Origin of the sequence: Flavobacterium sp. KACC 22758 (assembly GCF_028736135.1) — a bacterium.
Taxonomy (GTDB): domain Bacteria; phylum Bacteroidota; class Bacteroidia; order Flavobacteriales; family Flavobacteriaceae; genus Flavobacterium; species Flavobacterium johnsoniae.
This window is the reverse complement of the sequence record NZ_CP117878.1, coordinates 4217737-4243153: the sequence shown is the minus strand read 5'-3', so window position 1 is coordinate 4243153 and position 25417 is coordinate 4217737. Positions and strand designations below refer to the sequence as shown.

General features: G+C 33.3%; 20 protein-coding genes and 1 other RNA gene. 12 read left to right on the top strand and 9 right to left on the bottom strand.

Annotated features, from left to right (window positions below):
• Positions 1-77: 77 nt before the first annotated feature.
• The 4 genes from pgl to PQ462_RS17645 all read right to left on the bottom strand — a co-directional run bounded on the left by pgl (position 78) and on the right by PQ462_RS17645 (position 4534).
• Positions 78-794 (bottom strand): 6-phosphogluconolactonase, encoded by a 717-nt coding sequence (gene pgl / locus PQ462_RS17660; RefSeq protein ID WP_274250991.1) that lies wholly within the window; start codon positions 792-794, stop codon positions 78-80.
• Positions 778-2307: a glucose-6-phosphate dehydrogenase gene (gene zwf, locus PQ462_RS17655; protein WP_274250990.1), complete on the bottom strand. Its 1530-nt coding sequence runs from the start codon at positions 2305-2307 to the stop codon at positions 778-780. The genes pgl and zwf overlap by 17 nt, the downstream gene beginning before the upstream one ends.
• 31 nt (positions 2308-2338) lie before the next feature.
• Positions 2339-3748, bottom strand: coding sequence for an NADP-dependent phosphogluconate dehydrogenase (gene gndA / locus PQ462_RS17650; protein WP_012026764.1), 1410 nt, complete (start codon positions 3746-3748; stop codon positions 2339-2341).
• Positions 3749-4180: 432 nt separating this feature from the next.
• Entirely contained in the window at positions 4181-4534 is a 354-nt protein-coding gene (locus PQ462_RS17645) for a helix-turn-helix transcriptional regulator (protein WP_012026763.1), read from the bottom strand.
• A gap of 377 nt (positions 4535-4911) precedes the next feature.
• On the opposite strand from PQ462_RS17645, the gene PQ462_RS17640 reads away from it, so the two are divergent.
• The 8 genes from PQ462_RS17640 to PQ462_RS17605 all read left to right on the top strand — a co-directional run bounded on the left by PQ462_RS17640 (position 4912) and on the right by PQ462_RS17605 (position 14883).
• The gene (locus PQ462_RS17640; RefSeq protein ID WP_274250989.1) at positions 4912-5088 is read left to right on the top strand and encodes a hypothetical protein; all 177 of its coding nucleotides are present in this window, start codon (positions 4912-4914) and stop codon (positions 5086-5088) included.
• A gap of 218 nt (positions 5089-5306) precedes the next feature.
• Positions 5307-6863, top strand: coding sequence for a vitamin K epoxide reductase family protein (locus PQ462_RS17635; protein ID WP_274250988.1), 1557 nt, complete (start codon positions 5307-5309; stop codon positions 6861-6863).
• Positions 6864-6874: 11 nt separating this feature from the next.
• Entirely contained in the window at positions 6875-7705 is an 831-nt protein-coding gene (locus tag PQ462_RS17630) for a DUF6625 family protein (protein WP_274250987.1), read from the top strand.
• Between the two features lie 12 nt (positions 7706-7717).
• A complete protein-coding gene (locus tag PQ462_RS17625; RefSeq protein ID WP_274250986.1) occupies positions 7718-9943 on the top strand; it encodes a peptidase domain-containing ABC transporter in 2226 nt (741 codons plus the stop codon).
• 3 nt (positions 9944-9946) lie between these two features.
• Positions 9947-11239 carry an HlyD family secretion protein gene (locus tag PQ462_RS17620; RefSeq protein WP_274250985.1) on the top strand — a complete coding sequence of 431 codons (1293 nt, stop codon included), beginning with the start codon at positions 9947-9949 and terminating at the stop codon, positions 11237-11239.
• 349 nt (positions 11240-11588) lie between these two features.
• Positions 11589-12137: an RNA polymerase sigma-70 factor gene (locus PQ462_RS17615; RefSeq protein ID WP_274250984.1), complete on the top strand. Its 549-nt coding sequence runs from the start codon at positions 11589-11591 to the stop codon at positions 12135-12137.
• The gene (locus PQ462_RS17610) at positions 12134-13108 is read left to right on the top strand and encodes a FecR family protein (protein ID WP_274250983.1); all 975 of its coding nucleotides are present in this window, start codon (positions 12134-12136) and stop codon (positions 13106-13108) included. The genes PQ462_RS17615 and PQ462_RS17610 overlap by 4 nt, the downstream gene beginning before the upstream one ends.
• A gap of 11 nt (positions 13109-13119) precedes the next feature.
• The gene (locus tag PQ462_RS17605) at positions 13120-14883 is read left to right on the top strand and encodes a hypothetical protein (protein ID WP_274250982.1); all 1764 of its coding nucleotides are present in this window, start codon (positions 13120-13122) and stop codon (positions 14881-14883) included.
• Positions 14884-14925: 42 nt separating this feature from the next.
• Here the strand turns inward: PQ462_RS17605 and ssrA are convergent.
• Both ssrA and PQ462_RS17595 read right to left on the bottom strand, forming a co-directional pair.
• Positions 14926-15323: a transfer-messenger RNA gene (ssrA, locus tag PQ462_RS17600) on the bottom strand.
• A 155-nt stretch (positions 15324-15478) separates the two neighbouring features.
• Complete coding sequence (locus PQ462_RS17595) at positions 15479-16681, bottom strand: serine hydrolase domain-containing protein (protein ID WP_274250981.1); 1203 nt, start codon at positions 16679-16681, stop codon at positions 15479-15481.
• A gap of 241 nt (positions 16682-16922) precedes the next feature.
• Here PQ462_RS17595 and PQ462_RS17590 point away from each other — a divergent pair, with 241 nt between their 5' ends.
• Positions 16923-18125 carry an NAD(P)-dependent oxidoreductase gene (locus PQ462_RS17590; RefSeq protein WP_274250980.1) on the top strand — a complete coding sequence of 401 codons (1203 nt, stop codon included), beginning with the start codon at positions 16923-16925 and terminating at the stop codon, positions 18123-18125.
• 178 nt (positions 18126-18303) lie between these two features.
• Here PQ462_RS17590 and fumC read toward each other — a convergent pair whose 3' ends face one another.
• Positions 18304-19689 carry a class II fumarate hydratase gene (gene fumC / locus PQ462_RS17585; RefSeq protein ID WP_073408596.1) on the bottom strand — a complete coding sequence of 462 codons (1386 nt, stop codon included), beginning with the start codon at positions 19687-19689 and terminating at the stop codon, positions 18304-18306.
• 344 nt (positions 19690-20033) lie between these two features.
• Between fumC and PQ462_RS17580 the strand changes: the two genes are divergently transcribed.
• On the top strand, positions 20034-20207 hold the full coding sequence (locus PQ462_RS17580; RefSeq protein WP_044048118.1) for a hypothetical protein: 174 nt from the start codon (positions 20034-20036) through the stop codon (positions 20205-20207).
• Between the two features lie 124 nt (positions 20208-20331).
• On the opposite strand, the gene PQ462_RS17575 is transcribed toward PQ462_RS17580, so the two are convergent.
• Entirely contained in the window at positions 20332-22800 is a 2469-nt protein-coding gene (locus tag PQ462_RS17575) for an outer membrane beta-barrel family protein (RefSeq protein WP_274250979.1), read from the bottom strand.
• Positions 22801-22894: 94 nt separating this feature from the next.
• Complete coding sequence (gene arsC / locus PQ462_RS17570; protein ID WP_073408594.1) at positions 22895-23239, bottom strand: arsenate reductase (glutaredoxin); 345 nt, start codon at positions 23237-23239, stop codon at positions 22895-22897.
• Between the two features lie 111 nt (positions 23240-23350).
• Here arsC and PQ462_RS17565 point away from each other — a divergent pair, with 111 nt between their 5' ends.
• Together PQ462_RS17565 and PQ462_RS17560 are read left to right on the top strand one after the other, a co-directional pair.
• Positions 23351-24304, top strand: a complete 954-nt coding sequence (locus tag PQ462_RS17565; protein ID WP_274250978.1) for a CPBP family intramembrane glutamic endopeptidase — start codon at positions 23351-23353, stop codon at positions 24302-24304.
• A gap of 8 nt (positions 24305-24312) precedes the next feature.
• Positions 24313-25359, top strand: a complete 1047-nt coding sequence (locus PQ462_RS17560) for an AMP-binding protein (RefSeq protein WP_274250977.1) — start codon at positions 24313-24315, stop codon at positions 25357-25359.
• Positions 25360-25417: the final 58 nt, after the last annotated feature.

Genomic DNA, 25417 nt, shown 5'->3' with positions numbered 1-25417 from the left:
TTAATCAAATACGAAAATAAAGGATGAAGATAAAGCATAAAAAAAGTCCGAAAAACATTTTCGGACTTTCTGGTATTTTAATTTGTTCCTGCAGCACTTTTATCTACGAGAAATACTAATTCTCCAGAGACAGGTTTAATCAGCTGCGTAGGGTAAAGTGAAGGATTGTATTCTCCTTTTGTTACTTCTTTTAAAGCATGTGCTTTTTTCTCTCCAAAAGTTACTACAATAATCTTTTCGGCTTTGTTAATTAATGGAGCAGTAAGCGTAATGCGGTGCATGTTCTGCGGTGCCAGAAAATAGGCATCAACCCACTTGTTTTGTTCGTTTAATACTGCTTCACCTGGAAAAAGAGAAGCCGTGTGTCCGTCATCTCCCATTCCTAAAAAGATAAAGTCAAATTTTCCTTCTTCTCCTAAAATTTTTCGAATTGATTGTTCGTATGTAACTGCATAATCTTCTGGTGTTACACCGTCTTTGTACATTTCAAAAATATTTTCAGACGGAATAGGAACGTGGCTTAATAATGCTGCATAAGACATTTTTGCGTTGCTCAAATCATCATTTAGCGACACCCAGCGTTCGTCGCCCCAAAATATATAGACTTTACTCCAGTCTATTTTGTTTTTGTATGCATCAGAAGCCAGCAGTTTGTAAATTCCTGCAGGAGAAGAACCTCCTGTAAGAACAGCTGTAAATTTTCCTCTTTTAGCAATGGCATCTTGTGCTGCTGTTGTAAAAAGATCTGCTGCTGCAGTATTAATTTCTTCTGTAGTATTATATATCTGTATCATCTAAAAGTTCTTCTTTTGTTTGTGTATTCGGAATCCATTTGTGTCCCTGACGTGCCAATAGTTCATCAGCTTCTTCTGGTCCCCAGCTTCCGGCTTTGTAATTCGGGAAATTTACAGGAGCTGTAGTTTTCCATACCTGCTGGATAGTGTCGATTGCATCCCATGCTTCTTCTACCTGATCCCAGCGCATAAATAGGGTAGGATCGCCCAATAAAGCGTCTGCAATTAAGGTTTCATAAGCTTCCGGCGACATGGTAGAACAAGAAAAATAATCAAATATCATTTCTGCCGGTCTTAAAGAAAGTGACAGACCTGGTTTTTTGGTCATAAACTGCAGTTTAATATCCATTGCCGGCTGAATGTTAATAATCAGTCGGTTTGGTGTCATGCCTTCTTTTCCATAAGAAAATGAAGAATGCGGAACTGGTTTAAACTGAATTATAATGGATGATTGTTTTTCTTCCATTCTTTTTCCTGTACGAAGGTAAAACGGAATTCCCTGCCATCTCCAGTTATCCAGATAGATCTTCATTGCCACATACGTTTCAGTATTAGAATCTGGAGCGATTCCTTTATCCTGACGATATCCGGGAACAGGTTTTCCTTTTATAGTACCGGCATCGTACTGACCTCTTACTATATAATGATCTACTTCTTCTGGTTTAATGCGTCGTATAGATTTTAAAACATCGGCTTTACGGTTACGAATATCATCGGCACTTAATGAAGCTGGTGCTTCCATTGCCGTCATACATAATATTTGAAGCAGGTGATTTTGAATCATATCTTTTAATGCACCAACGCCTTCATAAAAACCGCCTCGTTCTTCTACACCCACTTCTTCTGCTACTGTAATCTGAACAAAGTCAATAAAATTACGGCTCCATAAAGGTTCGAACATTGAATTTCCAAATCGGAAAGCCAGAATGTTCTGAACTGTTTCTTTACCTAAATAATGATCGATTCTGTATATCTGTTCTTCTTTAAAAGTCTGCGAAAGCATTTCGTTCAGCTCAATTGCCGAAGTTTTATCATAACCAAATGGTTTCTCAATAATAATACGATCCTGCTTAGGGTTTGCAGCAAGACCAATTTTCTTGATATTGCTGGAAATAGTAGAAATAAAAGAAGGTGTTATAGAAAGATAGAAAAGACGATTGGCACGTTCTCCAAACGCTTCATCAAAACCATTTATCTTTTCATTCAAACTTAGATAAGATTCTTCTTTATCAATATCAAGGCTGTGATATGTTATGTGTGACAGAAATTTTTCTGTTTCAGGATCTGACTTGCCTTTTTTTCTTGAAAAATTTTCTAAATTTTCTAAAACATAACTGCGGAAATCTTCATTGGTTTTTTCTGCTCTTCCAAGTGCAATAATCTGGAATTTTTCAGACATACGTCCGTCAAGATACAGATTTTGAAATGCGGGAAAGAGCTTTCTTTTTGCTAAGTCTCCGGTTCCTCCAAAAATGACAATGATTGTTGGATTTTTAAGTTTATTTTTAGTCATTGTGTGTAGTTGTGTTGCTTTTTTAAGTTGCTTATTCAGCCCATTGTGTGTGGAAAACACCTTCTTTGTCGATGCGTTCGTATGTATGAGCCCCAAAGAAATCGCGCTGTGCCTGAATTAAATTTGTAGGCAGATTTGCAGATCTGTAAGAGTCAAAATAAGCTAACGAATTCATCAAACCAGCAGCAGGTAATCCTTTTTGAACGGCAAACTGAATTACAGCTCTCATTCCTGCTTGGTTTTCGGTTAATTTTGAAGCGATTCCAGAATCTAAAAGTAAGTTTGGTAAATCAGATTTTGCGACATACGCTTTTCTGAAATCTTCCAGAATAGTTGCACGAATGATACAGCCTCCGCGCCAGATTTTAGCAACAGTTTCCAGGTTTAATCCGTAATTGTATTCTTTAGAAGCAGTATGTAGCTGAGCTAATCCCTGAGCATACGTTACAACAATAGAAAGGTATAATGCCGATTTTAAAGCAGCAATTGCTTCGCTGGTATTTACATTGCTTTCAGGAGTATTCCAAACTAAGTTTTTTGCAGCTTCAATTCTTTCAGGTTTTGTTTTAGACATATCGCGCATTATAACAGCGGCGTCGATAGTTGGAACCGGAACCTGTAAATCCATTGCGTTTTGAGAAGTCCATTTTCCTGTTCCTTTAGATTTTGCCCAATCTGAAATTTTATTGATAAGAAGGCTTCCGTCTTCGTCTTTTTGTTTTAAAATTTTTCCGGTAATTTCAATCAGATACGATCTTAGGTCATCAGTTTGATTCCATTCTTCAAAAGTTTTCTGAATCGTTTCATCGTCTAAGTTATAACCTCTTTTCATAAGATCATAAATCTCAGAAATTAACTGCATAATTCCGTATTCGATTCCGTTATGAACCATTTTTACATAGTTTCCTGCAGAACCGTTTCCTAAATATTCTACACAAGGTTCGCCGTCTACTTTTGCAGCAATAGCCTCAAAAATAGGACGAAGTCTTTCGTATGCTTTTTGATCACCGCCCGGCATCATAGCAGGACCGAATCTTGCGCCTTTTTCTCCGCCTGAAATTCCCATTCCGAAGAAATGAATACCTTTTTCAGATAATTCTATAAATCTTCTGTCAGTATCTGTAAAATAAGTGTTTCCGCCATCGATTATGATGTCACCTTTGTCTAAATGTGGTAATAAACTGGCTATAGCGCTGTCGACCGGTTTTCCGGCAGGAACTAAAAGCATAATCGCTCTAGGTTGTTGAATAAGCTCTACGAAATGTTTTACATCTGTTGTCGCTTCAATTGTGTGGGCGGCGTCAGCTTCTTGTTGAAGAGAGTTGACTTTTTCGGTATCTAAGTCTAAACCTGCAGCCGCAAAGTTGTGGCTGGCGATATTTAAAAGTAAGTTACGGCCCATTACACCGAGTCCTACAATTCCAAAATCAAATTTGCTCATAGTTTTCAATTAACTAAAATTATTAAAGAATGTTTTTCTGGAAAAAGTAAGAAAAAAATCAGTAATGCTTTTTCAATCAGTTCTTTGCAGAAAAACAAGATTTGTTTTAATCTTACTATTTAAGATTGACTCTGCTAAGTTAGAGAAAAATGATGAAAAACTAGGGGTAAAATAGTCCGCTTTTGGGGTTTGTTGTGATAGTTTTTAAGTATAAAAAACACACTTAATTTAAAATGCAGAGTATTGAATCTAAAAAAAACACAATAATTAATTTATACTTTGATAATCATACCAATTTAAAAGTTTTTGATTTGATGATTCATAAAAAAAAGCCTGTAGACTTATTTGTTTACAGGCTTTTTTCTAGAATTGCTTATGCTTACTAAAGGACTAATTATGCTTTAAATTTAAAAATCTTGATTTATTTTAACATTATAATGAGAATTTTTCAAGCTGTGATTTTAGATATCTGTTTTCATACTCTAATTTTTCAATATATTTTTTCATTACATCAAGTGTAAAGTTATTGTAGTCAGTATTTTGGCTGTTTGTATTACTAGTGTTTTTTTCATTGTTTAGAATGTATATGCCGTCTTCAGGTTCATAAATTGCTTCCATATTTGTTCCCAAAATTTTTGCAAGACTGTCCCATTCACTTTTGGTAATTTTAGTTATTCCAGATTCTCTGCGGCTGTACTGAGATTGTGTCATTCCTAAAAGATGCGCAATTTCTTCCTGCGTTTTATTTTTCTCAATTCGTTTAGTAATTAGTTTTTGTTTAATCATAGTGGTTATTGTTTGATATTTTGTTTTTTGGGTTTCTCTTAAAATCAGGGTATTTTTCTATGTTTTTTCTGACTTTAAGAGAGTGGAAACTTAGAAAATTTTATTTTATCGAAGAAAAAAAATCGTAGGATATATAAGATAAAAAGCACTACAAAAACACATCAAACACCATTAAAAATTTAATATTGACAACAAATATGTCAGAATAAGCATATTTTATGCTTGAAAAAGCATTGTAGGAGAAATATTTAAATTTCAATTTTGGAAAAAATGTAACAACTGTTAATTTTCTAATGATTTGTGCGCAGAGTCGTTTCTTAATTTTCAATACTACATTTTTTAAACATTATTATTAACAATAACAAAAAAATCAGATTATGAAAACTCAAAAAATGAGCCTTGCTAACGCACAGGGAAAATTATCAAGAAACGAAATGAAAACAATTATGGCAGGAAGCGGATGTCCTTCTGGAACTTTTCCTTGCTACTGTAATGGTAATTATAATGGATGTAAAAGCAGTGTACAAGAATGCTGGGATGCTTGTCCTAGATAATAAGTGATCGTTAACTTCTAAAGTTAATATTTAGTAAAGTGTTTTTAAATTATACTTAAACAAGTCAAGAATTTTTGAATGCTTACTAATTGATAATTTTTTAAGCTATAAGCACTATTTCAAAATTTTGCTTATAGCTTATTTAATATAAAGATGCCAGGTAATTACTGGGCAAAATGCTGTTAAATATTCCTTGCCACACAGAAATATAAAATTTTATGAATGAAGATTTTAATTACCTTTTTCAATATTTGGAAAAAGAAAATATAGTTATTGATAAATCTGAATTTGATTTTCAGATACAGTCACATCCGGATTACCCAACTTTATTATCTGTGGTTGATACTTTAAGTTTTTTTAATATTAAAAATGGTGTTCTTCAGGTTGATTATGCAGAAATTGATGCTTTACCGGATCATTTCGTCGCACTCTTAAATCTGGGCGGGCAGCAGCTTTGTTTTATAGAAAAAAAAGGAGAAAACTATATTTATAAAAAAGTAAGTAATACAACTGATGAGTATACGCTTACACCCGAAGTATGGAGCGGATTTATTTTGTTATTAGAAAAACCAGAAAATGAAGTATTGCCAACAGCTTCTAAAAAAAGTTTTAGCTGGCTGTTACCAGTCTTGTGTTTTGTTTTGTTTTCTTCTTATTTGTTTTATACGCCAAGTAATCTGATAACTAAACTATTTTTTGTTTTTCCTGCTATGGGAATTTTGTTTTCTATTGCAGCGCTTAAGGATTTATTTGGAACAAAAATAAAACTGCTGAATAGTTTTTGCAATATGGCTTCGTCAACAAGCTGTTCGACGGTTGTAAATTCTGATAAATGGAAAATTTTTGAAATCATAAATTTTAGTGATTTAAGTGTAGTTTTCTTTGTTTCTCAATTAACAGGCTTTTTTTCTTTACTGCTTCTGGGTGACACAGCAACCTATTTTTCAATACAAAAAGTCCTGCTTTTAGGGGCACTGCCTATTTTATTGTTGTCTTTGTACTTTCAAAAAATGGTAGAAAAAAAATGGTGTCCAATTTGTCTCACTATAATGAGCGTTGTACTGCTGGAGTTAACTTATTTGTTTGTATTTGAGAATACTGTTTTGGCTTTTTCTCCTGTTTCCATAATTGTTTTTTCATTGGTTGTTCTGACTGTTGTAACCATTTGGATTTCGCTTAAAGAAATACTTATCAAACAAAAAGAATTAAAAGAATATCAGCTAAAAGCCATTCGATTTGAAAAAAATTATGATGTTTTTAGAAATTCTCTGCTCGCAAAAGAAAAAACAGAGATGCTGCAAAGTCCGCTGTTATTTGGCAACAGAGAAAGTTCAACAAAAATTGTTCTTATCTCAAATCCTTTCTGTGGTTATTGCAAAGATGCACATACTGTAATAGAAACTATTCTGGAAAAATATTCAGATGATGTACAAATAGAACTTGTTTTAAAAGCAGACCTGGAACGCGAAAACGAGCATTCTGTAAAATTATTTAGAAGTCTGATCAATATTTATATGAATGAAGGCGAAAAAAGCTTTTTGACAGCACTGCAGGCATGGTTTGAAAATACGAACCTAACAGTATGGCTTGAAAGATTTCCTAGAAATATAACATCAGAATTTGATTCAATATTTGATTTTCAATACAAATGGTGCGAAGAAAACGATTTTAATTTCACGCCGGCTATTCTTATAAACGGATATGAATATCCAAAAATGTATGATAGAAAGACTTTGCCATTTTTTATAAAGGATTTCATCGAAGACGAATTTTAAATATTGACAAAATGAAATCAATAGCTGTACTAACCTGCTGGTATGGAAAATATCCGTGGTATTTTCCCTATTTTATACACTCCTGTACATTTAATCCAACTGTGGATTTTTATATTATAACAGACAATACTGACTTTATACCCGGAAAACCGGATAATGTTATCATTATATATAAAACAAAAGCCGAGATAATTGCCAATGCTTCTGCAAAATTGGGATTTACTGTAAATATTGACGACCCTTACAAGCTTTGTGATTTTAAACCTGCGTATGGTTTCTTTTTTCCGGAAATTATTAAAGGTTATGATTTTTGGGGCCAGAGCGATTTGGATATTATTTATGGAAATGTCAGGGATTTTATAACAGACGAAATGCTCGATAAGTTTGATTTTATCAGTGTGAGACATGATTACACAACGGGATGTTTTGCTTTATACAGAAATAATGAAGTAATGAATACTTTTTTTATGAGAAGTAAAGATTATAAGAAGGTATTTTCTGAATCAAAACATTTTTGTTTTGACGAATGCAGTTTTGCCTGGGATGCGTTGACAGCCGGAATGTCAATATTTGATTTACAAACAGAGGTTGAAAGTTTTACGCATCTTATTAAAAAAGCCGAACAGGAAAAAGAGATTGAAGCTCATTTTGATTTTATTCTTCTGGAAGGATTAACCGGCAGAATAACTTTTGATAATGGACGGATTTACTATAAAAATCAATTTGAAGGAATAATGTATCATTTGTTTTGGTTTAAAAAGGATTATATACCTGAGAAAACACAGAGAAAAATTCCAAACAAATATTATTTAAGTAAAACCAAAATTTATCATTCAAGATAAGTGTAGAAATAAATGAAAAATTTAAAAAAGTTTCCGAATTTTAAACAGGAAGAGTCTAAAGACTGCGGGCCAACCTGCATTAAAATGATTGCAAAATATTATGGAAAAACTGTTAATATTCAGGAACTTCGTGATTACAGTGAGACAAATCGAGGCGGGAGTAATTTATTATCATTAAGTGATGCTGTCGAAAAAATAGGGTTTAGGTCTATAGGTATTAAGTTAAATTTAAAAAGACTTGATGAAATGCCTCTGCCTTGTATCTTGTTTTGGGATAACTGCCACTATGTTGTACTGTATAATATTAAAAATAATTTTTACTACGTTTCTGACCCGGCGATTGGTTTGGTGAAATATTCTAAAGAAGATTTTGTAAAAAATTGGATTGGGAGAAAAGCCAATGAAACAACATCAGAGGGAATTGCTTTATTTTTAGAACCTACTCCAAAATTTTATCAAAGTGAATTTGATGCGGAAGAAAAAAATACAGTTGGATTTTCTTTGTTAGCCAAATACATACTGCCTTATAAGTCTTTTGTTGTACAGCTGGTTATTGGCTTAATAGCGGGGAGTTTTTTGCAGCTTATTTTTCCTTTTCTTACGCAGAGTATTATAGATATTGGTGTACAAAACAGAAGTATTCATTTTATTTATTTAATTCTTTTTGCGCAGTTATTTCTGTTTTTTGGAAAATCAGCTTTAGATCTTATCCGCAGCTGGATACTGCTGCATCTTTCTACCCGAATAAACATCTCGCTTATTTCAGATTTCTTTATTAAATTAATGAATCTTCCCATTTCATTTTTTGATGTAAGAATGACTGGAGATATTCTGCAGCGTATTAATGATCATCACAGAATAGAGCGTATATTAACCACTTCGTCACTTAATGTTTTGTTTTCTACGATTAATATGGTAATCATGGGATGCGTTTTGGCGTATTATAATATCCAGATTTTTGTAGTGTTTTTTCTTGGGAGTTTCTTTTATTTTCTTTGGATGGCACTTTTTCTTAAAAAAAGAGAAGTTCTCGATTATAAACGTTTTGCAGAAATAAGCAACGAGCAGAGTAAAGTTATTGAGCTTGTAAACGGTATGCAGGAAATAAAGCTTCATAATGCCGAAAAACAAAAACGTTGGGGCTGGGAATATATACAGGCAAGACTTTTTAGAGTTTCTATGAAAGCATTAATATTAGAACAGACACAAACCGTAGGTTCAAACTTTATTAATGAATTAAAAAACATAATTATAATTTTCTTCTCGGCAAAACTGGTTATTGACGGTTCCATTACACTAGGTATGATGCTCGCAATTAGTTCAATTGTTGGAAGCTTAAACGGCCCGATAACGCAGCTGGTTGATTTTGTGAGAGAATTTCAGGATGCTAAAATATCGATGGGGCGCTTATCTGAAATACACCAAAGAGAAGACGAGGTTGAGCAGGAACAGCATCAGACTCATGATGTTCCAAAAGATTTTGATATGATTATTAATAATTTGTCTTTTCGTTACACAGGATCAGACACCCCTGTTCTTAAAGATTTAAATCTTACCATACCAGCCAATAAAATTACGGCTATAGTAGGAACAAGCGGCAGCGGTAAAACAACTTTAATGAAACTGCTGCTCAAGTTTTACGAGCCGGATAAAGGAGAGATAATTCTTGCGGCTCAAAGTGAAAATGCCTTTTATTCAACATCTCTTTCAATGATAGCGCAAAAAGCGTGGCGCGGCTGTATTGGCGCTGTTATGCAGGAAGGCTTTATTTTTAATGATACAATCGCAAACAATATTGCAATTGGTGAAGACAGGATTGATAAAAAAAGACTGCTGTATGCTGCAGATGTGGCTAATATAATGAGTTACATTAATGAACAGCCTTTGGGTTTTAATACTATGATTGGTTCTGAAGGAATAGGAATGAGTACAGGACAAAAACAAAGACTTCTTATTGCAAGAGCGGTTTACAAAAATCCCGAAATGTTGTTTTTTGATGAAGCTACTTCGGCACTTGATGCGAATAATGAAAAAGAAATTATGCATAAACTGAATCTTTTTTTTAAAGATAAAACCGTTGTGGTTATTGCACACCGATTAAGTACAGTAATGAATGCTGATCAGATTGTAGTTTTAGACAAAGGAAAAATTATCGAAATAGGAAATCATACTACTCTTGTAGAGCAGAGAGGAAATTATTTTGAGTTGGTTAAAAATCAATTACAGCTTGGAAATTAAATTATGGAGCAGGATATTACACTAGAATTAAGAAGTGAAGAAATTCAGGATGTGCTTTCAAAAACACCCATTTGGATGATTCGATGGGGGACGATTGTAATATTTTCAATAATCGTTATACTGTTTTATGTATCATACATTATAAGATATCCGGATGTTGTAAGTACAGAAATTGTGATTACAACTAATATTCCGCCGGAAAAATTAGTCTCTAAATCATCCGGCCGAATAGAAGCCATATTAATTAACGATAAAGCAACAGTTAAAAAGAATACGACACTGGCAGTTATTGAAAATTCGGCAAATTATAAAGATGTGTTTTTACTCAAAAAGATTATTGCTGATTTTGATATTAACGATACAAAAAAAGAATTTCCTTTTGCCGTAATGAAAAACAAACAACTGGGTGAAATTGAAAGTGCTTTTGCTATTTTTCAAAAAGACTATGAAGTTGAAAAACTAAATGAAAATTTACATCCTTTTGACGTTGAAAATAAAGCTCAGGTTTCTGAAAAAACTCAAATTAAAGAAAGATTAGAAATTTTACAGCAGCAAAAAGAAATTAATGAAAGCGAACTTCAGCTTCAGAAAAACGAAATAGGCCGATTTGGAATTCTTTTTAATAAAGGAATTATATCGGCTCAGGAAATGGAAACTAAAAAGCTCAGCTATCTGCAGGCTCAGAAAAATTACAAAACCTTATTGTCATCGATTTCACAGTTAAAATCTTCTTTGATCGATAATACAAAAATGGGACATAATTTGCAGATAAGCAGCACTAAAGAAGAAGTGAATCTAAACAGGAATATGGCACAGTCTTTTTATCAGCTGAAAAAAGTGATAAAGGAATGGGAGCTTACAAATACCTTAAGATCTTCGGTTAGCGGCGTAGTCACTTTTTTGCAGGTTTGGACAGAAAACCAAACGATTAATGAAGGAGATAATGTTTTTTCGATTATTCCGGATAAAGAAAATGGTTTTGTTGGAAAAGTAAAAGCAACACCTTTAAACTCAGGAAAAATAAAAGTTGGTCAAAACGTAAACATAAGACTGGCTAATTTTCCCGATAGGGAATTTGGTGTTTTAAGGGGCAAAATTCATAATATTTCGCTGGTTCCGGACAAAGATGGAAACTTATTGTTAGACGTTTCACTTCCAGATGGTTTGCAGACATCTTACAGGAAAAAAATACCATTTCAGCAGGAAATGAAAGGAAAAGCAGAAATCCTGACAGAAGACTTAAGATTAATAGAAAGGATTTTATATCAGTTCAAAAGTATTTTTGAGCAGGTTTAGTCTTCTGCTTTTTTTATATATAGAGCCTGTAAGCTTAATGTTTACAGGCTTTTTTATGGATTAATGAGATTGTAATCGAGTTTCTAATTCAAATTATTTTATAAAAACTTGAAAAAATAAAAAAAATAGAATAGGGGTAAAACAAGATTCGGTTGTATTACTTCTAAAGTGCATTTAATTAAAACCTATTTCGATCATGGTTAAAATCATTAATTATCTATTTTTTAAGTTGATGTTTTTTGTGAATGGTCTGCTTTAATCAAAAAAATATATTAAATATAAAAAGTATCTATCTTTGATTGAATGTCAAACTGTTTTTGTGAAGTATAGTAATACAGATCATATTTTTATGAATAATAAAAATGAAGCTGCTTTTGAAAAGGTTTTTAAAGCCTACTTCAAAGGCCTTCATGCATTTGCCTATACTTTTATAAAAGATGAAATTATTGCAGAAGAAATTGTGCAGAATGTATTCTTTCGAATTTGGGAAAAAAAGGAACAATTGCAGATTGATGATTCATTAAAGTCTTATTTGTATCGATCTGTTCATAACGAAAGTTTAAATCACATTAAACATTTAAAAGTAAAAACTTCTTTTCAATTAGAGTATTCAGGTAATATGGAACCTTTAAATCAGGATGCATCAAATCAAATGATTGCCGCCGAACTTGAAACCAAAATTCAAAAAGCAATTAATGAATTACCACAGCAGTGCCGTATCATTTTTCAAATGAGCCGTTTTGAGCAGCTTAAATACCAGCAAATTGCAGATCAATTGAATATTTCCATCAAAACAGTTGAAAATCAAATGGGTAAAGCTCTTAAAGTAATGCGTTTAAAACTAATTGAATATCTTCCTTTTTTATTGTTCTTAATCAATTTAATTCGAAGATCATGAGCCAAAATAATAGGAATATGAATGATGATGTACTAGTGAAATATCTAGTTGGCGAAACTGATGCAGACGAAAATGCAATGGTAAAAAAATGGCTGGATGCCAGTGATAACAATTTAAAATACTACAACGATTTTAAGAAAATATGGGAAGATAGTCTTTTAATTGCTGCCAAAAATACAACTGTAAATGAAAATGAAGCGTGGGAGCGATTTCAAAACCGTATCCATAAAAAAGAAACATCGGTTATTTTAAACAAATCATACAGTTATTGGCAGATAGCAGCTTCGATTATCTTAATTATTGGTTTAGGATGGTTTGGTTATACTTATTTTGAAAATAAATCAGATGATGCAATAATTCAGATATATGCATCAAACAGGGCTAAAAATGATACTTTACCAGATGGTACAATTGTCACACTGAACAAAAACTCGTTATTGTCTTATAAAAAATTTACAGGCAGTACCAGACCTGTTACTCTAAAAGGAGAGGCTTTTTTTAAGGTTTCTCCCAATAAAACAAAACCTTTTATTATTCATATTAATGATGTCACAGTTAAAGTAATAGGAACATCTTTTAATGTGAAAAACAAAAACGGAAAAACCACCGTAAATGTGGAAACTGGAATTGTAAAAGTGAGCAGAAATAAAGATGAGGTAGAATTAATACATGGAGAAAAAGTAGTCATTGCCAATCAGCTGGCAGGATTATTTAAAAGTGTCAGCAAAGGCCGTTTATACAATTTTTACCGCAATAGAGAATTAGTCTGTGATGAAACACCGCTGCAGGAATTAGTAGATGCTCTTAACGAAATATACAATGTTAACATTGTTATTAAATCAACGTCTTTACAGGAAAAACCATTAACGACAACATTTAAAGATCAATCATTAGATCAGATTTTAGAAGTGATTCAGGAAACATTTACCATTAAAATCGAACGTACAAATAATCAAATACTATTAGAGTAATTCTTTTTTATATGCTCAGCAACACAAAGTTTATTTTTGCACCCATTTTATTTCTACTTATTTCGGGTGTTTTTTTTAAAGTAAATGCTCAATCTATATTAGATAACGAAATATCTGTTCATGCAGATAAGAAACCATTAGGCAGTATTTTGGATTTAATGGAAGAAAAAGGAAATTTTAGATTTGCTTATTACAGCAAATTAGTTGTAAAGGATAGTGTTGTCAGCATTCATGCCGATAAATCTACCATAAAAGGAGTTTTAGATCAGCTGTTAAGCAATAAATACGAGTATAAAGAATCGCCGGGGTTTATTATTGTACGTTATGCTCCATTAGAGCTTGCTCTTGTGTTAGAAAAGAATAATAGTACCAGTGACGGACAGCAGATCGTCAGCGGTTATATTATAGATACAGAGACTAACAATCGTATCGAAAATGTGAGTGTACTGGAGAAGAATGTCCTGCAGTCTACATTAACCAATAAAGATGGGGCTTTTGAACTCCGATTAAAAAATGCTCCCCAGACTATCGAACTCACGGCTGTGAAAGAAAATTATAAAACCGTGACGATGCTGTTTCTTTCTGAAATTAAGATTCAGATGGGAAATAGAAAATCGACATCAGATTATATAGATGGGGATTTTTCGGCAATAGAAAGATCAGGAATTGGCCGTTTTTTTATTTCTTCTAAACAAAAAATACAATCGCTTAATTTGGGAGGATTTATTTCTAAAGTTCCTGTACAGGCTTCCCTAATTCCGAGTATCAGTACACGAGGTATGATGAATACGCAGATTGTCAACAATTTTTCTTTAAATGTGTTAGGCGGTTATAATGCGGGCGTGCGCGGATTAGAAATGGCAGGGCTTTACAATATTAACCGTATGAATGTTGAAGCGCTTCAAATAGCAGGAATATTTAATACTGTTGGAGGATCTGTAAACGGACTTCAATTGGCCGGAATCTATAATAATGTTTTTGGTAATCTTAACGGTTTACAAATAAGCGGAATTCATAATAGTGTAAAAGGTTCACAAATTGGTCTGCAAATGAGTGGTATTTATAACAATGTTTATAAAGATTCAAAAGGACTTCAAATTGCAGGAATTCATAATACTGTAAATGGTTCTCAAAACGGATTGCAGTTATCCGGTATTTATAATATTGGAAAAGATACTGTGCGAGGTGCTCAAATTACCGGACTTTTTAATTATGCCAAAGAATTACATGGAGTTCAGTTTGGATTGGTAAATATCACAGATTCAGAATCTGGATATAGTTTTGGTTTATTAAACTTTAAAAAAGGCGGTTATAAAAAAATCAGTATTACAAGTAATGAAATTTCAGATATAAATCTCTCTATAAAAACCGGAGATCACAAAATGTATACTATTTTGATGGCTGGCGCAAGCGAACAAAAAGAAGAAGAAAAAATGTTTTCTTTTGGAATTGGAGTAGGAAAAAGCATTCCGTTAGGGAAACGTTTTACTTATAATCCCGAATTTAGTTCGCAATATCTTTATTTGGGAAATTGGGATCGATACAATTCCTTATCTAAATTTGATTCTGCTTTTTCTTTTCAATTATTCAAAGGTTTAGCTATATCTGCAGGACCATCTTTTAATTTATACTGGTCTGAAAAGAAAGATAAAAATGGCAGTGTAAATACTTCTACATTTGTTCAGGATCGTACCAAACGTTATAATATAATCAATAATAACAGCAAAGACATTATTGGATGGATAGGCTGGAGTTTTGGAATAACGTTGTTTTAATGATATAAAAAAAGCGGAAAAACATATTGTTTTTCCGCTTTTTTGTGGAGTCGCCGGGAATCGAACCCGGGTCCAAACAAGCAACTAAAGAGCTTTCTACACGCTTATTTCCTGATTAGATTTTCGATGTTAAGCTAGGCCAGAAACAGCCACCGAACACTTATCTTCTTAATTTTCGAAACCCACCCGAAGCTCATGGATATCTAGGTTTATTTTTACGGTTCCCCTGAACGGAACGCCACAAACCAAGGCTTTCCAGGAGAATCCAGCTTCTCTACCTTGTAGAGACGTGGCGCAATCTTACTATGATTCGGATTATGCAGCTAAAGCGTAATTATTTTCGCCGTGTAAAAGTTTGAGATCTTATATTTACGAGCAAGGTCTCAATGCTCGACGTGCTTACTGTTCAATTCGACTTGCTGTCAAAACCAGTCGACCCCAAAAAATAAGTCTGCAAATTTAGAGTATTTGAAATTACTTTCTGCTAAAATTTTTAAAAAAAAGTCATAAAGTCCAAAGTCGAAAGTCCAAAGTCAGCATTGGCAATGTTTTTAAGACTTTACGACTTTTGACTTTCGTCTTTACGACAATAATTTTACTCTTCGTCTTTAAAATTAAAAGGATAATCGCCAAAAATAGGAGCCAGTTTACGAACTGCATAAGTGTTTCTTGTCATCTTATTAGACAATGCAATGATCGTAACATGTTCTTTCATCAAAGTAATATAAGATGAGGTATTTCCGTGCCACCAGCCATTATGGAAATAAAAATTCTGACCGGTTTCCCAATTAATCATTCTAATTCCTAAACCGTAATTTTTAGTTCCTTTACGCTCGTTGCTGTAGCCGGTATATACTTGTTTCAGTAATTCAGGTTTCAAAAAGTCAGGTGATTGTCTGGCGCGGTCAAATTTTAACAAATCTCGTGCAGTCGAGAAAATGTTTTTATCTCCGTAAACATTATCTAAATAATCAAAACCTATTTCTACACCATTTCCTTTATAAGAAGGAACAATTTTTTTTCTGTCTTTATCATCATCAAAAACATAGGTATGAGTCATTCCCAAAGGTTTAAAAATCATTTCAGACATTGCTTCTTTATAACTTAAGCCTGTAATTTTCTCAATAATAAGTGCCAGCATTGCATAATTAGTATTGCAATAGCTGAAACGTGTTCCTGTTTTAGATTCTAAACCAATATCTTTCGTGGCAAGAATATCTAAAATATCTTTGTTTGTAAGCTGGTTGTGTCTATCCCAAATAGATTTATCTCTATCTGTAAAATAAGCATAATTACGCATTCCGGTACGGTGGTCTAAAAGCATTCTAATCGTGCATTCTTCGTAAGGAAACGTTTTTAAAATCGTATTTACTTTTTGGTCTAATTCTATTTTACCTGCATTAACCAGTTTTAAAACGGCTGTAGCAGTTAGAACTTTACTAACAGAAGCAATTTGTACCGGAGTTTCGGGTGTTATTTTTGTCCCTTCGTTTTTATTAGCAAAACCATTATATCTTTCGAAGATAATCTGGCCATTTCGGGCAACTAAAAAGCTTCCGTTCATTGTATTATTAGGCCAGTTTTTGTTGTAAAAATGATTTATTCTTCCAACAACGGAGTTTTTATAAGCTTGAGAAACTTTAGGTTCAGGACCTAACGGCTTCATTTTAGGTAAAGTATCTTCGACTGTTTGGGTAGCAGCTGTTTGTGTTTTTTTGTCATTACCACAAGAACTTAAAACTAATACTGTAAAAAGTATTTGTGGTATCTTTGTTTTTTTAAGGAAAATCATTTGCATCGTTCTTTAAAAACAAATATATCGAATTCAATTTTGTTGTTTTCTCAATTTTGAGGCTTAAAAACGTGTTTTTTAACATAGTTTTAACAGGTTGTTTTTTTAGAGCTTTGTTTTTCAGCTAGTAACGGTTTCGAAACATTCTAAATTACATTTTCGAAACAAAATTTTAACTATATTTGTTATATTTGAAACAAATAACCTTTAAAAAGTTATATTATTAAACTATCAAAAACCTATTTAAATGAAGTTTGGAATTATTAAAGAAAGAAAAAATCCGCCGGATAGAAGAGTTGTTTTTTCTCCTAATGAACTGACAAAATTAAAGCAGTCTTATCACGAAGCATCTGTTGAGGTAGAAAGCTCAGATATCAGGATATTCTCTGATGAAGCGTATAAAAATATGGGAATAACGGTTACTGATGACATTTCGAACTGTGACGTTTTATTTGGAGTAAAAGAAGTTCCTGTAGAAAATTTAATTCCAAATAAAGCCTATTTCTTCTTTTCGCATACAATTAAAAAACAGCCTCATAATAGAAAATTACTTCAGGCAGTTTTAGAGAAAAATATTGATTTATACGATCACGAAACCATTGTTGATGCAAATGATCATCGTTTAATTGGTTTTGGGAAATATGCCGGAATGGTTGGGGTTTATAACGGAATCCGTGCTTTTGGAATTAAGTTTGAATTGTTTAAACTGCCAAAAGCTGAATCTCTTTCAGGAAAAGATGCATTAATTGCACAGCTGAAACGTATTACAATGCCAGCCTTAAAATTTGTAGTTACCGGAACTGGAAAAGTTGGGAGCGGAGCAAAAGAAATTCTGGACGCTATTAAAGTAAAAGAAATTACAGTTGATAATTATCTAACTAAAAAATATACACAAGCTGTATATGTTCAGTTAGATGTTTTAGAATATAATAAACGTCTTGACGGACAGGTTTTAGATTTCAAGGATTTTGTCGATCATCCGCAAGAGTATACTTCAGATTTCGAGAAGTTTACAAAAGTGTCTGATATTTATTTTGCGGGTCATTTTCATGCAAATAATGCTCCAATGATTTTAACGAGAGAAATGCTGAACGCGAGCGATTGTAAATTAAAAGTTGTAGCCGATATCTCCTGTGATGTAAACGGACCTATTGCATGTACAATTCGTTCTTCGACGATTGAAGAACCTTTATACGGTTATTTTCCTTTTGAAGATAAAGAAGTAGACTTTTTTCATCCTGCAGCTGTTGCCGTTATGGCGGTTGATAACCTGCCATGTGAAATTCCAAAAGACGCCAGCGAAGGTTTTGGCGAACAGTTTATGGAACATGTTATTCCGGCTTTTTTCAACGGAGATAAAGACGGAATCTTAAAACGTGCCAAAATCACTGAAAACGGGAAATTGACGGAGAGATTTAGCTATCTGCAAGACTATGTTAATAATGGTTAATTGTAAATTATAAATTAAAAAGCCTGAAATTGATATTTCAGGCTTTTATTTTTTGTCACCCTGAGCGAAGTCGAAGGGCTTTACACATAAAAGACTTCGACTTCGCTCAGTTTGACAATGAATCATTTTTTTCTGAATGATGATAATTAACAATTCACCATTAACAATTCACATTAAATTAAACCATATCTTCGGGTTTAACCCAGGCATCAAAATCTTCTGATGTTACATAACCTAAGCGAACCGCTTCTTCTTTTAAAGTAGTTCCGTTTTTGTGAGCAGTTTGAGCGATTTCGGCCGCTTTATAATAGCCAATTTTAGTATTCAAAGCCGTAACCAGCATAAGTGAATTGTCTACCAGTTCTTTGATTCGTTTATGATTTGGCTCGATTCCTTGCGCGCAATGTTCATCAAATGAAACGCAGGCATCTCCCAATAATCGTGCAGATTGTAAAAAGTTGGCTGCCATAACAGGTTTAAAAACATTTAGTTCATAATGTCCCTGCATACCGCCAACCGCAATTGCCATATCGTTTCCTATAACCTGAGCACAAACCATTGTTAAAGCTTCACATTGCGTTGGATTTACTTTTCCAGGCATAATAGAGGATCCCGGTTCGTTTTCGGGAATGTGAATTTCGCCAATACCGGAACGCGGCCCTGATGCCAGCATTCTAACATCGTTTGCGATTTTATTTAACGAAACAGCCAGTTGTTTTAAAGCACCGTGTGTTTCTACTATTGCATCGTGTGCAGCTAAAGCTTCAAATTTATTTTCAGCTGTTACAAAAGGATGATTTGTAAACTTCGCAATATATTCGGCAACTTTTACATCGTAACCTTTTGGAGTATTCAGTCCGGTTCCAACAGCGGTTCCTCCCAAAGCGATTTCAGACAAATGTGCTAAAGTATTTTTTAAAGCTTTTAATCCAAATGCTAATTGAGCTGCGTAACCTGAAATTTCCTGTCCTAAAGTTAAAGGCGTAGCGTCCATTAAGTGTGTACGTCCAATTTTTACAACGTCTTTAAATTCAGCTGCTTTTTTAACTAAAGTAGCGTGCAGTTTTTCAACTCCAGGTATTGTCGTTTCAACAACCATTTTATAAGCAGCAATATGCATTCCGGTTGGGAAAGTGTCATTTGATGACTGCGATTTATTAACATCATCATTTGCTTTGATGAATTGCTCGCCTTCGCCAATTTCAAAACCTTTAAGAACCTGAGCGCGGTTAGCAATTACTTCATTAACATTCATATTGCTTTGCGTTCCTGAACCTGTCTGCCAGATTACAAGAGGGAATTGATCGTCCAGCTTTCCTTCCAGAATTTCGTCGCATACAGCGGCAATAGCATCTCTTTTTTCTATTGGCAGTACACCTAGATCATAATTGGCGTAAGCTGCCGCTTTTTTTAGATATGCAAAACCTTCGATGATTTCCTGAGGCATCGATCCTGAATTTCCAATTTTAAAATTATTTCGAGAACGTTCTGTCTGCGCACCCCAATATTTATCGGCTGGGACCTGAACTTCGCCCATGGTGTCTTTTTCTATTCTGTATTTCATTTTGTTGTAAATATGTTGTTTGTAAAAATGTATTCAGTTAAATTTTTGATTTTCTGAGTTGAAAAATGAAGTTCTTTTGAAAAGGATGGTCTAGCCCTGATGGAAGCGGCATCCTTTTGTGGCGGTGTTCGCTGCAAAAGATGTAGCGGACAGCAGGTTTCAGCTCCTTAAAATACTCATGTTCTTCTAATTTAGATAGTTGAATAATATGCGAAAAAAATCCTTATTTAAAATGAGTATAAATATACGGATAAATGTTATTTCACGAAAATTGATTTAGATTTTATTGCTGAGGAAAAATATATACCCTACATTTGTGGTAACATTCAAAAATTCCGGAAAACATGTTTGAATTTTCACAGTACTTAGGCTTTTTACTTTTCTTAACCATACTAACTATAGGGTTTTGGTTAATGTTTTTCTTGGTTGGTTTCGTATCTTATTGGGTTACGGGAGCTAGCTGGGAAATGATCAAAGAAAAGAGAGCTAAAAAAAGACAAGAAGAACAATCAATTTAATTAAAATTGATTTCATTAAAAAAGAACCCTTTTGGGTTCTTTTTTTTGTGCCAAAAAAAATCCAAATTCCAATGAGAGTTAATCAATTGGAATTTGGATTTTTTATATTGGAATTTAGCAAATGCTATCCAGGGAAATCTCCGCCGCCTTCACCGCCGCCATCATTTTTAGGCTGTGCGTTTTTGTCTCTTTCGCTTTTCGGTTTGTTGAAACGATAGGTAAATGACAAGTTAAATTGACGTTTACGGAACTGCATTTCACTATACGATTTCTGACTTTCAAGAGTAGTATCATTTTGAAGATACGTATATGATCTCATAATTCGTGAATTAAAGATATCGCTGATGTTAAAAGCAATAGTAGCTTTGTCTTTTAAAATATCTTTGCTTAAAGCTGTATTCATTGAAAACTGATCAAGGTTTTTTCCTTGTGCAGTTTTTTGTTCTCCGTTGTAAGTTCCGTTTAACTGCCAGTCAATTTTGTATGGCAATGTAACTTTTGAGTTGATTCTCGCAAACCAAGTGTTGGCTTGATTGTCAAGATTTTGCACAACTAAGTTACCCTGCGTATCTGTGTAAGTGTTTTCTCCGGTTGTTTTTACATTGTAAAGATTGAAGTTACTGTTTAATCTCCACCATTTAAATGGAGTGTAATTAAAGGTAAATTCGAAACCATATTTTTGCTCTCTTCCTAAGTTAATAGGACGGCTTAAAATAACTGGAATTCCATCTACATTATCACCATTTGGCGTTCTGACAAAACTGAAAACATCTTTTGTGTTTTCGAAATAAGCAGAAGTACTGAAAGTTACTTTCTCCCATCTTTTAATATATCCTACATCATATTTATCTGTTAATGATGGATCTAAGTCAGGATTTCCCTGAAAAATATTAATGTTACTTGAATAGTTAAGCGCCGGATTCATGAAACGTCCTCTTGGTCTGGTTAAACGTTTACTATAGCTGGCAGTCAAGTTGCTCTGATCTGAAATTTCGTAGCTGATAAAAGCACTTGGAAACAGATTGTTGTATTTTTTTGTATTGAATTGGCTGTTATCCAATAAGTTTACCTGAATATTTGTGTCTTCCCAGCGTAAACCAAATAAATAAGAGAATTTGTTCACTTTTAAACCATATTGTGTATAAAGCGCATTGATGTTCTCTTTGTATTCTAAAGTATTTGATTTGTTTGGATCTTTAACATAGTTTTCGTCTGTAACGTAATATTCGTTGTTTAAGTCTCCAAAACTTCCTTTATAACCTGCTTCAAACTGGCTTCCTTTTCCTAAAGGCAGTACATAATCAGCTTGTAGTAAAACTTGTTTTTGTACCTGATCGTTTAAAGTTGTATTAAAATTTGGCGAAGCTGTAATAATACCATCACTGTTATCAGTGTTTCTGGAAACTGATAAATCAGCAGTAAGTTTATGTCCTTTATCGTTGAAGTTTTTGATTAAGTTCGAAGTAAATTCTACGTTCTCGCTTCCAGTATCAGTATTGTTTAAGCGATAGGTGCTTCCTGTAAAAGCACGTGCAGCATCAAAATTATTGTAGTTAATCAGGTCTTTGTCTTCTCCTGTATTTTTTTGATAATTGATAGCGTTTGTCCAGAATGTAGTAGGAGTAATTGTCCATTCAACACCGCCTCTGGCATTAAAACCATTTCTAATTCTTTTAGTGTCACGATCTTCATCTAAATATCCTTTAGGAGACCCGTCGGCATTATAATAAGATGTGTTTGTTAAACCACCGCCTTCGTTGGTTCTGTAGTTATAACCTGCGGTAGTAAAGTAGTTTAATTTTTCAGTTTTATAATTTACGTTGGCACTTAAACCATACGTTTCAGGAAGCCCTGTTGAAGCAATAAAAGTTCCGTTGAAACCTTGATTTTTACCTTTTTTAAGAACTATATTAATAATCCCTGATCCACCTTCGGCGTCATAACGTGCAGATGGATTGGTGATAACTTCTACTTTTTCGATAGCATCTGCAGGAAGCTGACGCAATGCTTCAGCCACGTTTATGGCTTGTGAAGGTCTTCCGTCAATTAAAATACGGATATTGTCACTTCCTCTTAAACTTACATTTCCTTCAGAATCGACAGAAACAGAAGGTACGTTATCTAAAACATCACTTACTGTTCCGCCTTTTACCATCATGTCCTGACCAACATTGTAAACTTTTTTATCAAGTTTTATTTCTACTGTCGATTTTTCGGCACGAACCACAACTTCATTTAGCTGTGCAGCATCTTCGGATAAGTTTACAACACCTAAATTAGTGTCGTCCTGAATGCTTTTTTGTTTAATTTCAGTAGATTTAAACGAAATGAATTCTACTTTTATATTGTACGTTCCCGGAGCAACGGCAACTTCAAATTCTCCTTTAGGGTTGGTTATACCGCCTGCAATAACTTTTGTATCATTTGGTGCCATGATCGAAATCGTAGCATATTCTAGAGGTTGTTTAGTTACTTTTTCAAAAACTTTTCCGGTAACCTTAACCTTGTTTTTTGCAGGAGGTCCTTGTTGTGCATAGTTGTAAAAGCTTGTAAAAAACAGCACAAGCATTACAGCAAAATTGATTTGTTTCATTTTTTTTCTGGTTTCTTTTTCTTCTTAGATGGCAAATGTACCTTTTGGTTTAAAGAGAAAGATCACAAAAAAATGTTAACAGTGTATTTTAGAATCAATCTAAAAAAGAAGCGACTTTATCTAAATCTCGCCCAATAATAGCTTTTCCGTCTTTTACAACAATTGGTCTTTCAATTAAAATTGGGTTATCGACCATAGCCTGAATCGTTTCATCTTCAGTTAAATCTTTTCCTTTGTAATTTTCAATCCAGATTTTTTCTTTTGTTCGAACTAATTCAGCTGGTTTTAAATTTAGTTTTTTAAGAAGTTCTTTCAGATCGTCAAAACTTGGAGTTTCTGTTAAATAAGGAATTATTTCATACTCTTGTTTTGTATCTTCAACAAAAGCCAGACAATTTCTTGATTTTCCACAGCGTGGGTTATGGTAAATTTGTATCATTTTCTTATATTTAAAGTCTACTAAATTGATTTATTAAAAATTACATTTTAGGAATAACAAAAATAGAACTTACTATTTAAATTAAAATCTCATTTTAAAACTTTTAATTATATGTTTTTAGAGCAAGGAGTTAAACCAGAAAATAAATTTTGGAAATATCTTATAGGATCAGTTTTTATTATAACAGCTTCATTTATTGGTCAGATTCCTTTTTCGGCAGCAGTTCTTGTTAAACATTTTAAGGACAAAAAAGGTTTTCCAACGGATAATGATGCTGCATTAAAAATATTTGAACCTAATTTGACTTTGTTTTTAGTTATGATTTCGTTTCTTTTTGCCTTTGCCGGAATTTATTTTGTGGTAAAATATCTGCACAATCAAACGCTATTGTCAGTAACAACATCAAGGGCAAAAGTAGATTGGAACAGAATTGTTTTTTCTTTTCTCTTATGGGCACTTTTCTCCATTATAAGTTTTTCAGTTTTATATTTTCAATCTCCTGAAGAGTTTGTGTGGAATTTTAAACTAATTCCCTTTTTAATTTTAGTAGTGTTAGGTACAGTTTTAATTCCTATTCAAACTAGTACCGAAGAATATGTTTTTCGAGGATATTTAATGCAGGGATTTGCTAATCTGGCCCGCAATAAATGGTTTCCTTTAATGATGACTTCCATAATATTTGGTTCAATGCACATCCTGAACCCTGAGGTTGAAAAAATGGGATATGTAATTATGGTTTATTATATAGGAACCGGATTGTTTCTTGGAGTAATTACATTGATGGATGAAGGAATGGAACTTGCTTTGGGATTTCATGCGGCTAACAATCTTGTTGGAGCCTTATTAGTAACCTCAGATTGGTCTGTTTTTCAAACGCATTCTATTTTTAAAGATATGTCGGAGCCTTCTGCTGGGGCCGATGTCATTTTACCGGTTGTTATAGTTTATCCTATTTTGCTTTTTATTTTCAGCAAAAAATACAAATGGACGAACTGGAAAGAAAAACTAACCGGAACAATTGACGAAAAAAATAATGAAACAGCAGAATTTTTAAACTTAAATTAAAATTTATTATGCTAAACTTAACTCATAAAAACGTACATAACTATTTTAAGCTCGACGGCTACCATTTAAACGCAGCTGATTTATGCCGAATTGGCTACAGTTTTATTAAAGAAGGCGATGCCTATGAGCGCGCAATTGGTGAATTTTTTCTGGATTGGTTCGATCATAAGGACTATATCGAAATGACAACATCCGGAACAACCGGACTTCCTAAATTAGTAAGGTTAGAAAAACAAGCCATGATTCAGTCTGCATTGGCAACAGGAGATTTCTTCGGATTAGAGCCGGGAAATAAAGCATTATTATGTCTTCCGACTCAGTTTATTGCAGGAAAAATGATGCTTGTGCGCAGTTTGATTTTAGGTCTGGAATTAGATGTTACACTACCAAGTACAGAGCCTTTGGCTTACAATAATAAGCAATATGATTTTGTAGCAATGGTTCCGTTACAAGTGCAAAATTCAATTGAAAAGCTGGGAAACATCAAAAAGCTGATTATTGGCGGTGCAAAAATGGATAGTGCTCTCGAAGAAAAGCTTTTACCGTTAAAGAAAACAGAAATTTACGAAACCTATGGAATGACAGAAACAATTACGCATATTGCAGCTAAAAAAGTAGGTGAAACTGCTTTTACGATTCTGCCAAATGTCAAAATTGAGAAAGATGACCGCGGTTGTCTGGTTATTTATGTTGCTTCGATTTCTGATGAACCAATTGTAACCAATGATTTAGTTGATTTAGTAAATGAAAATCAGTTTGTTTTTTTGGGAAGAATCGATAATGTCATTAACAGCGGGGGAGTAAAGCTGATTCCTGAGCAAATTGAAGCTAAATTAACAGGCAGAATTACAAGCCGATTTTTTGTAACTGGTGTTCCTGATACAGTTTTAGGAGAAAAATTGATTTTAGTAATTGAAGGGGAGAAGTATGATTTTTCGGCTGATTTTTTTGATGTTTTAGGAAAGTTTGAAAAACCCAAAGAAATAGTTTTTGTTCCGAAATTTAAAGAAAATGAAAACGGAAAGTTATTACGCAAATCTAGTTTGAAAGTTTAAAACTTTAATTTGAGGAGTATTCTTTTTTATTAATATATAATCTCTAAGAGATATTTTG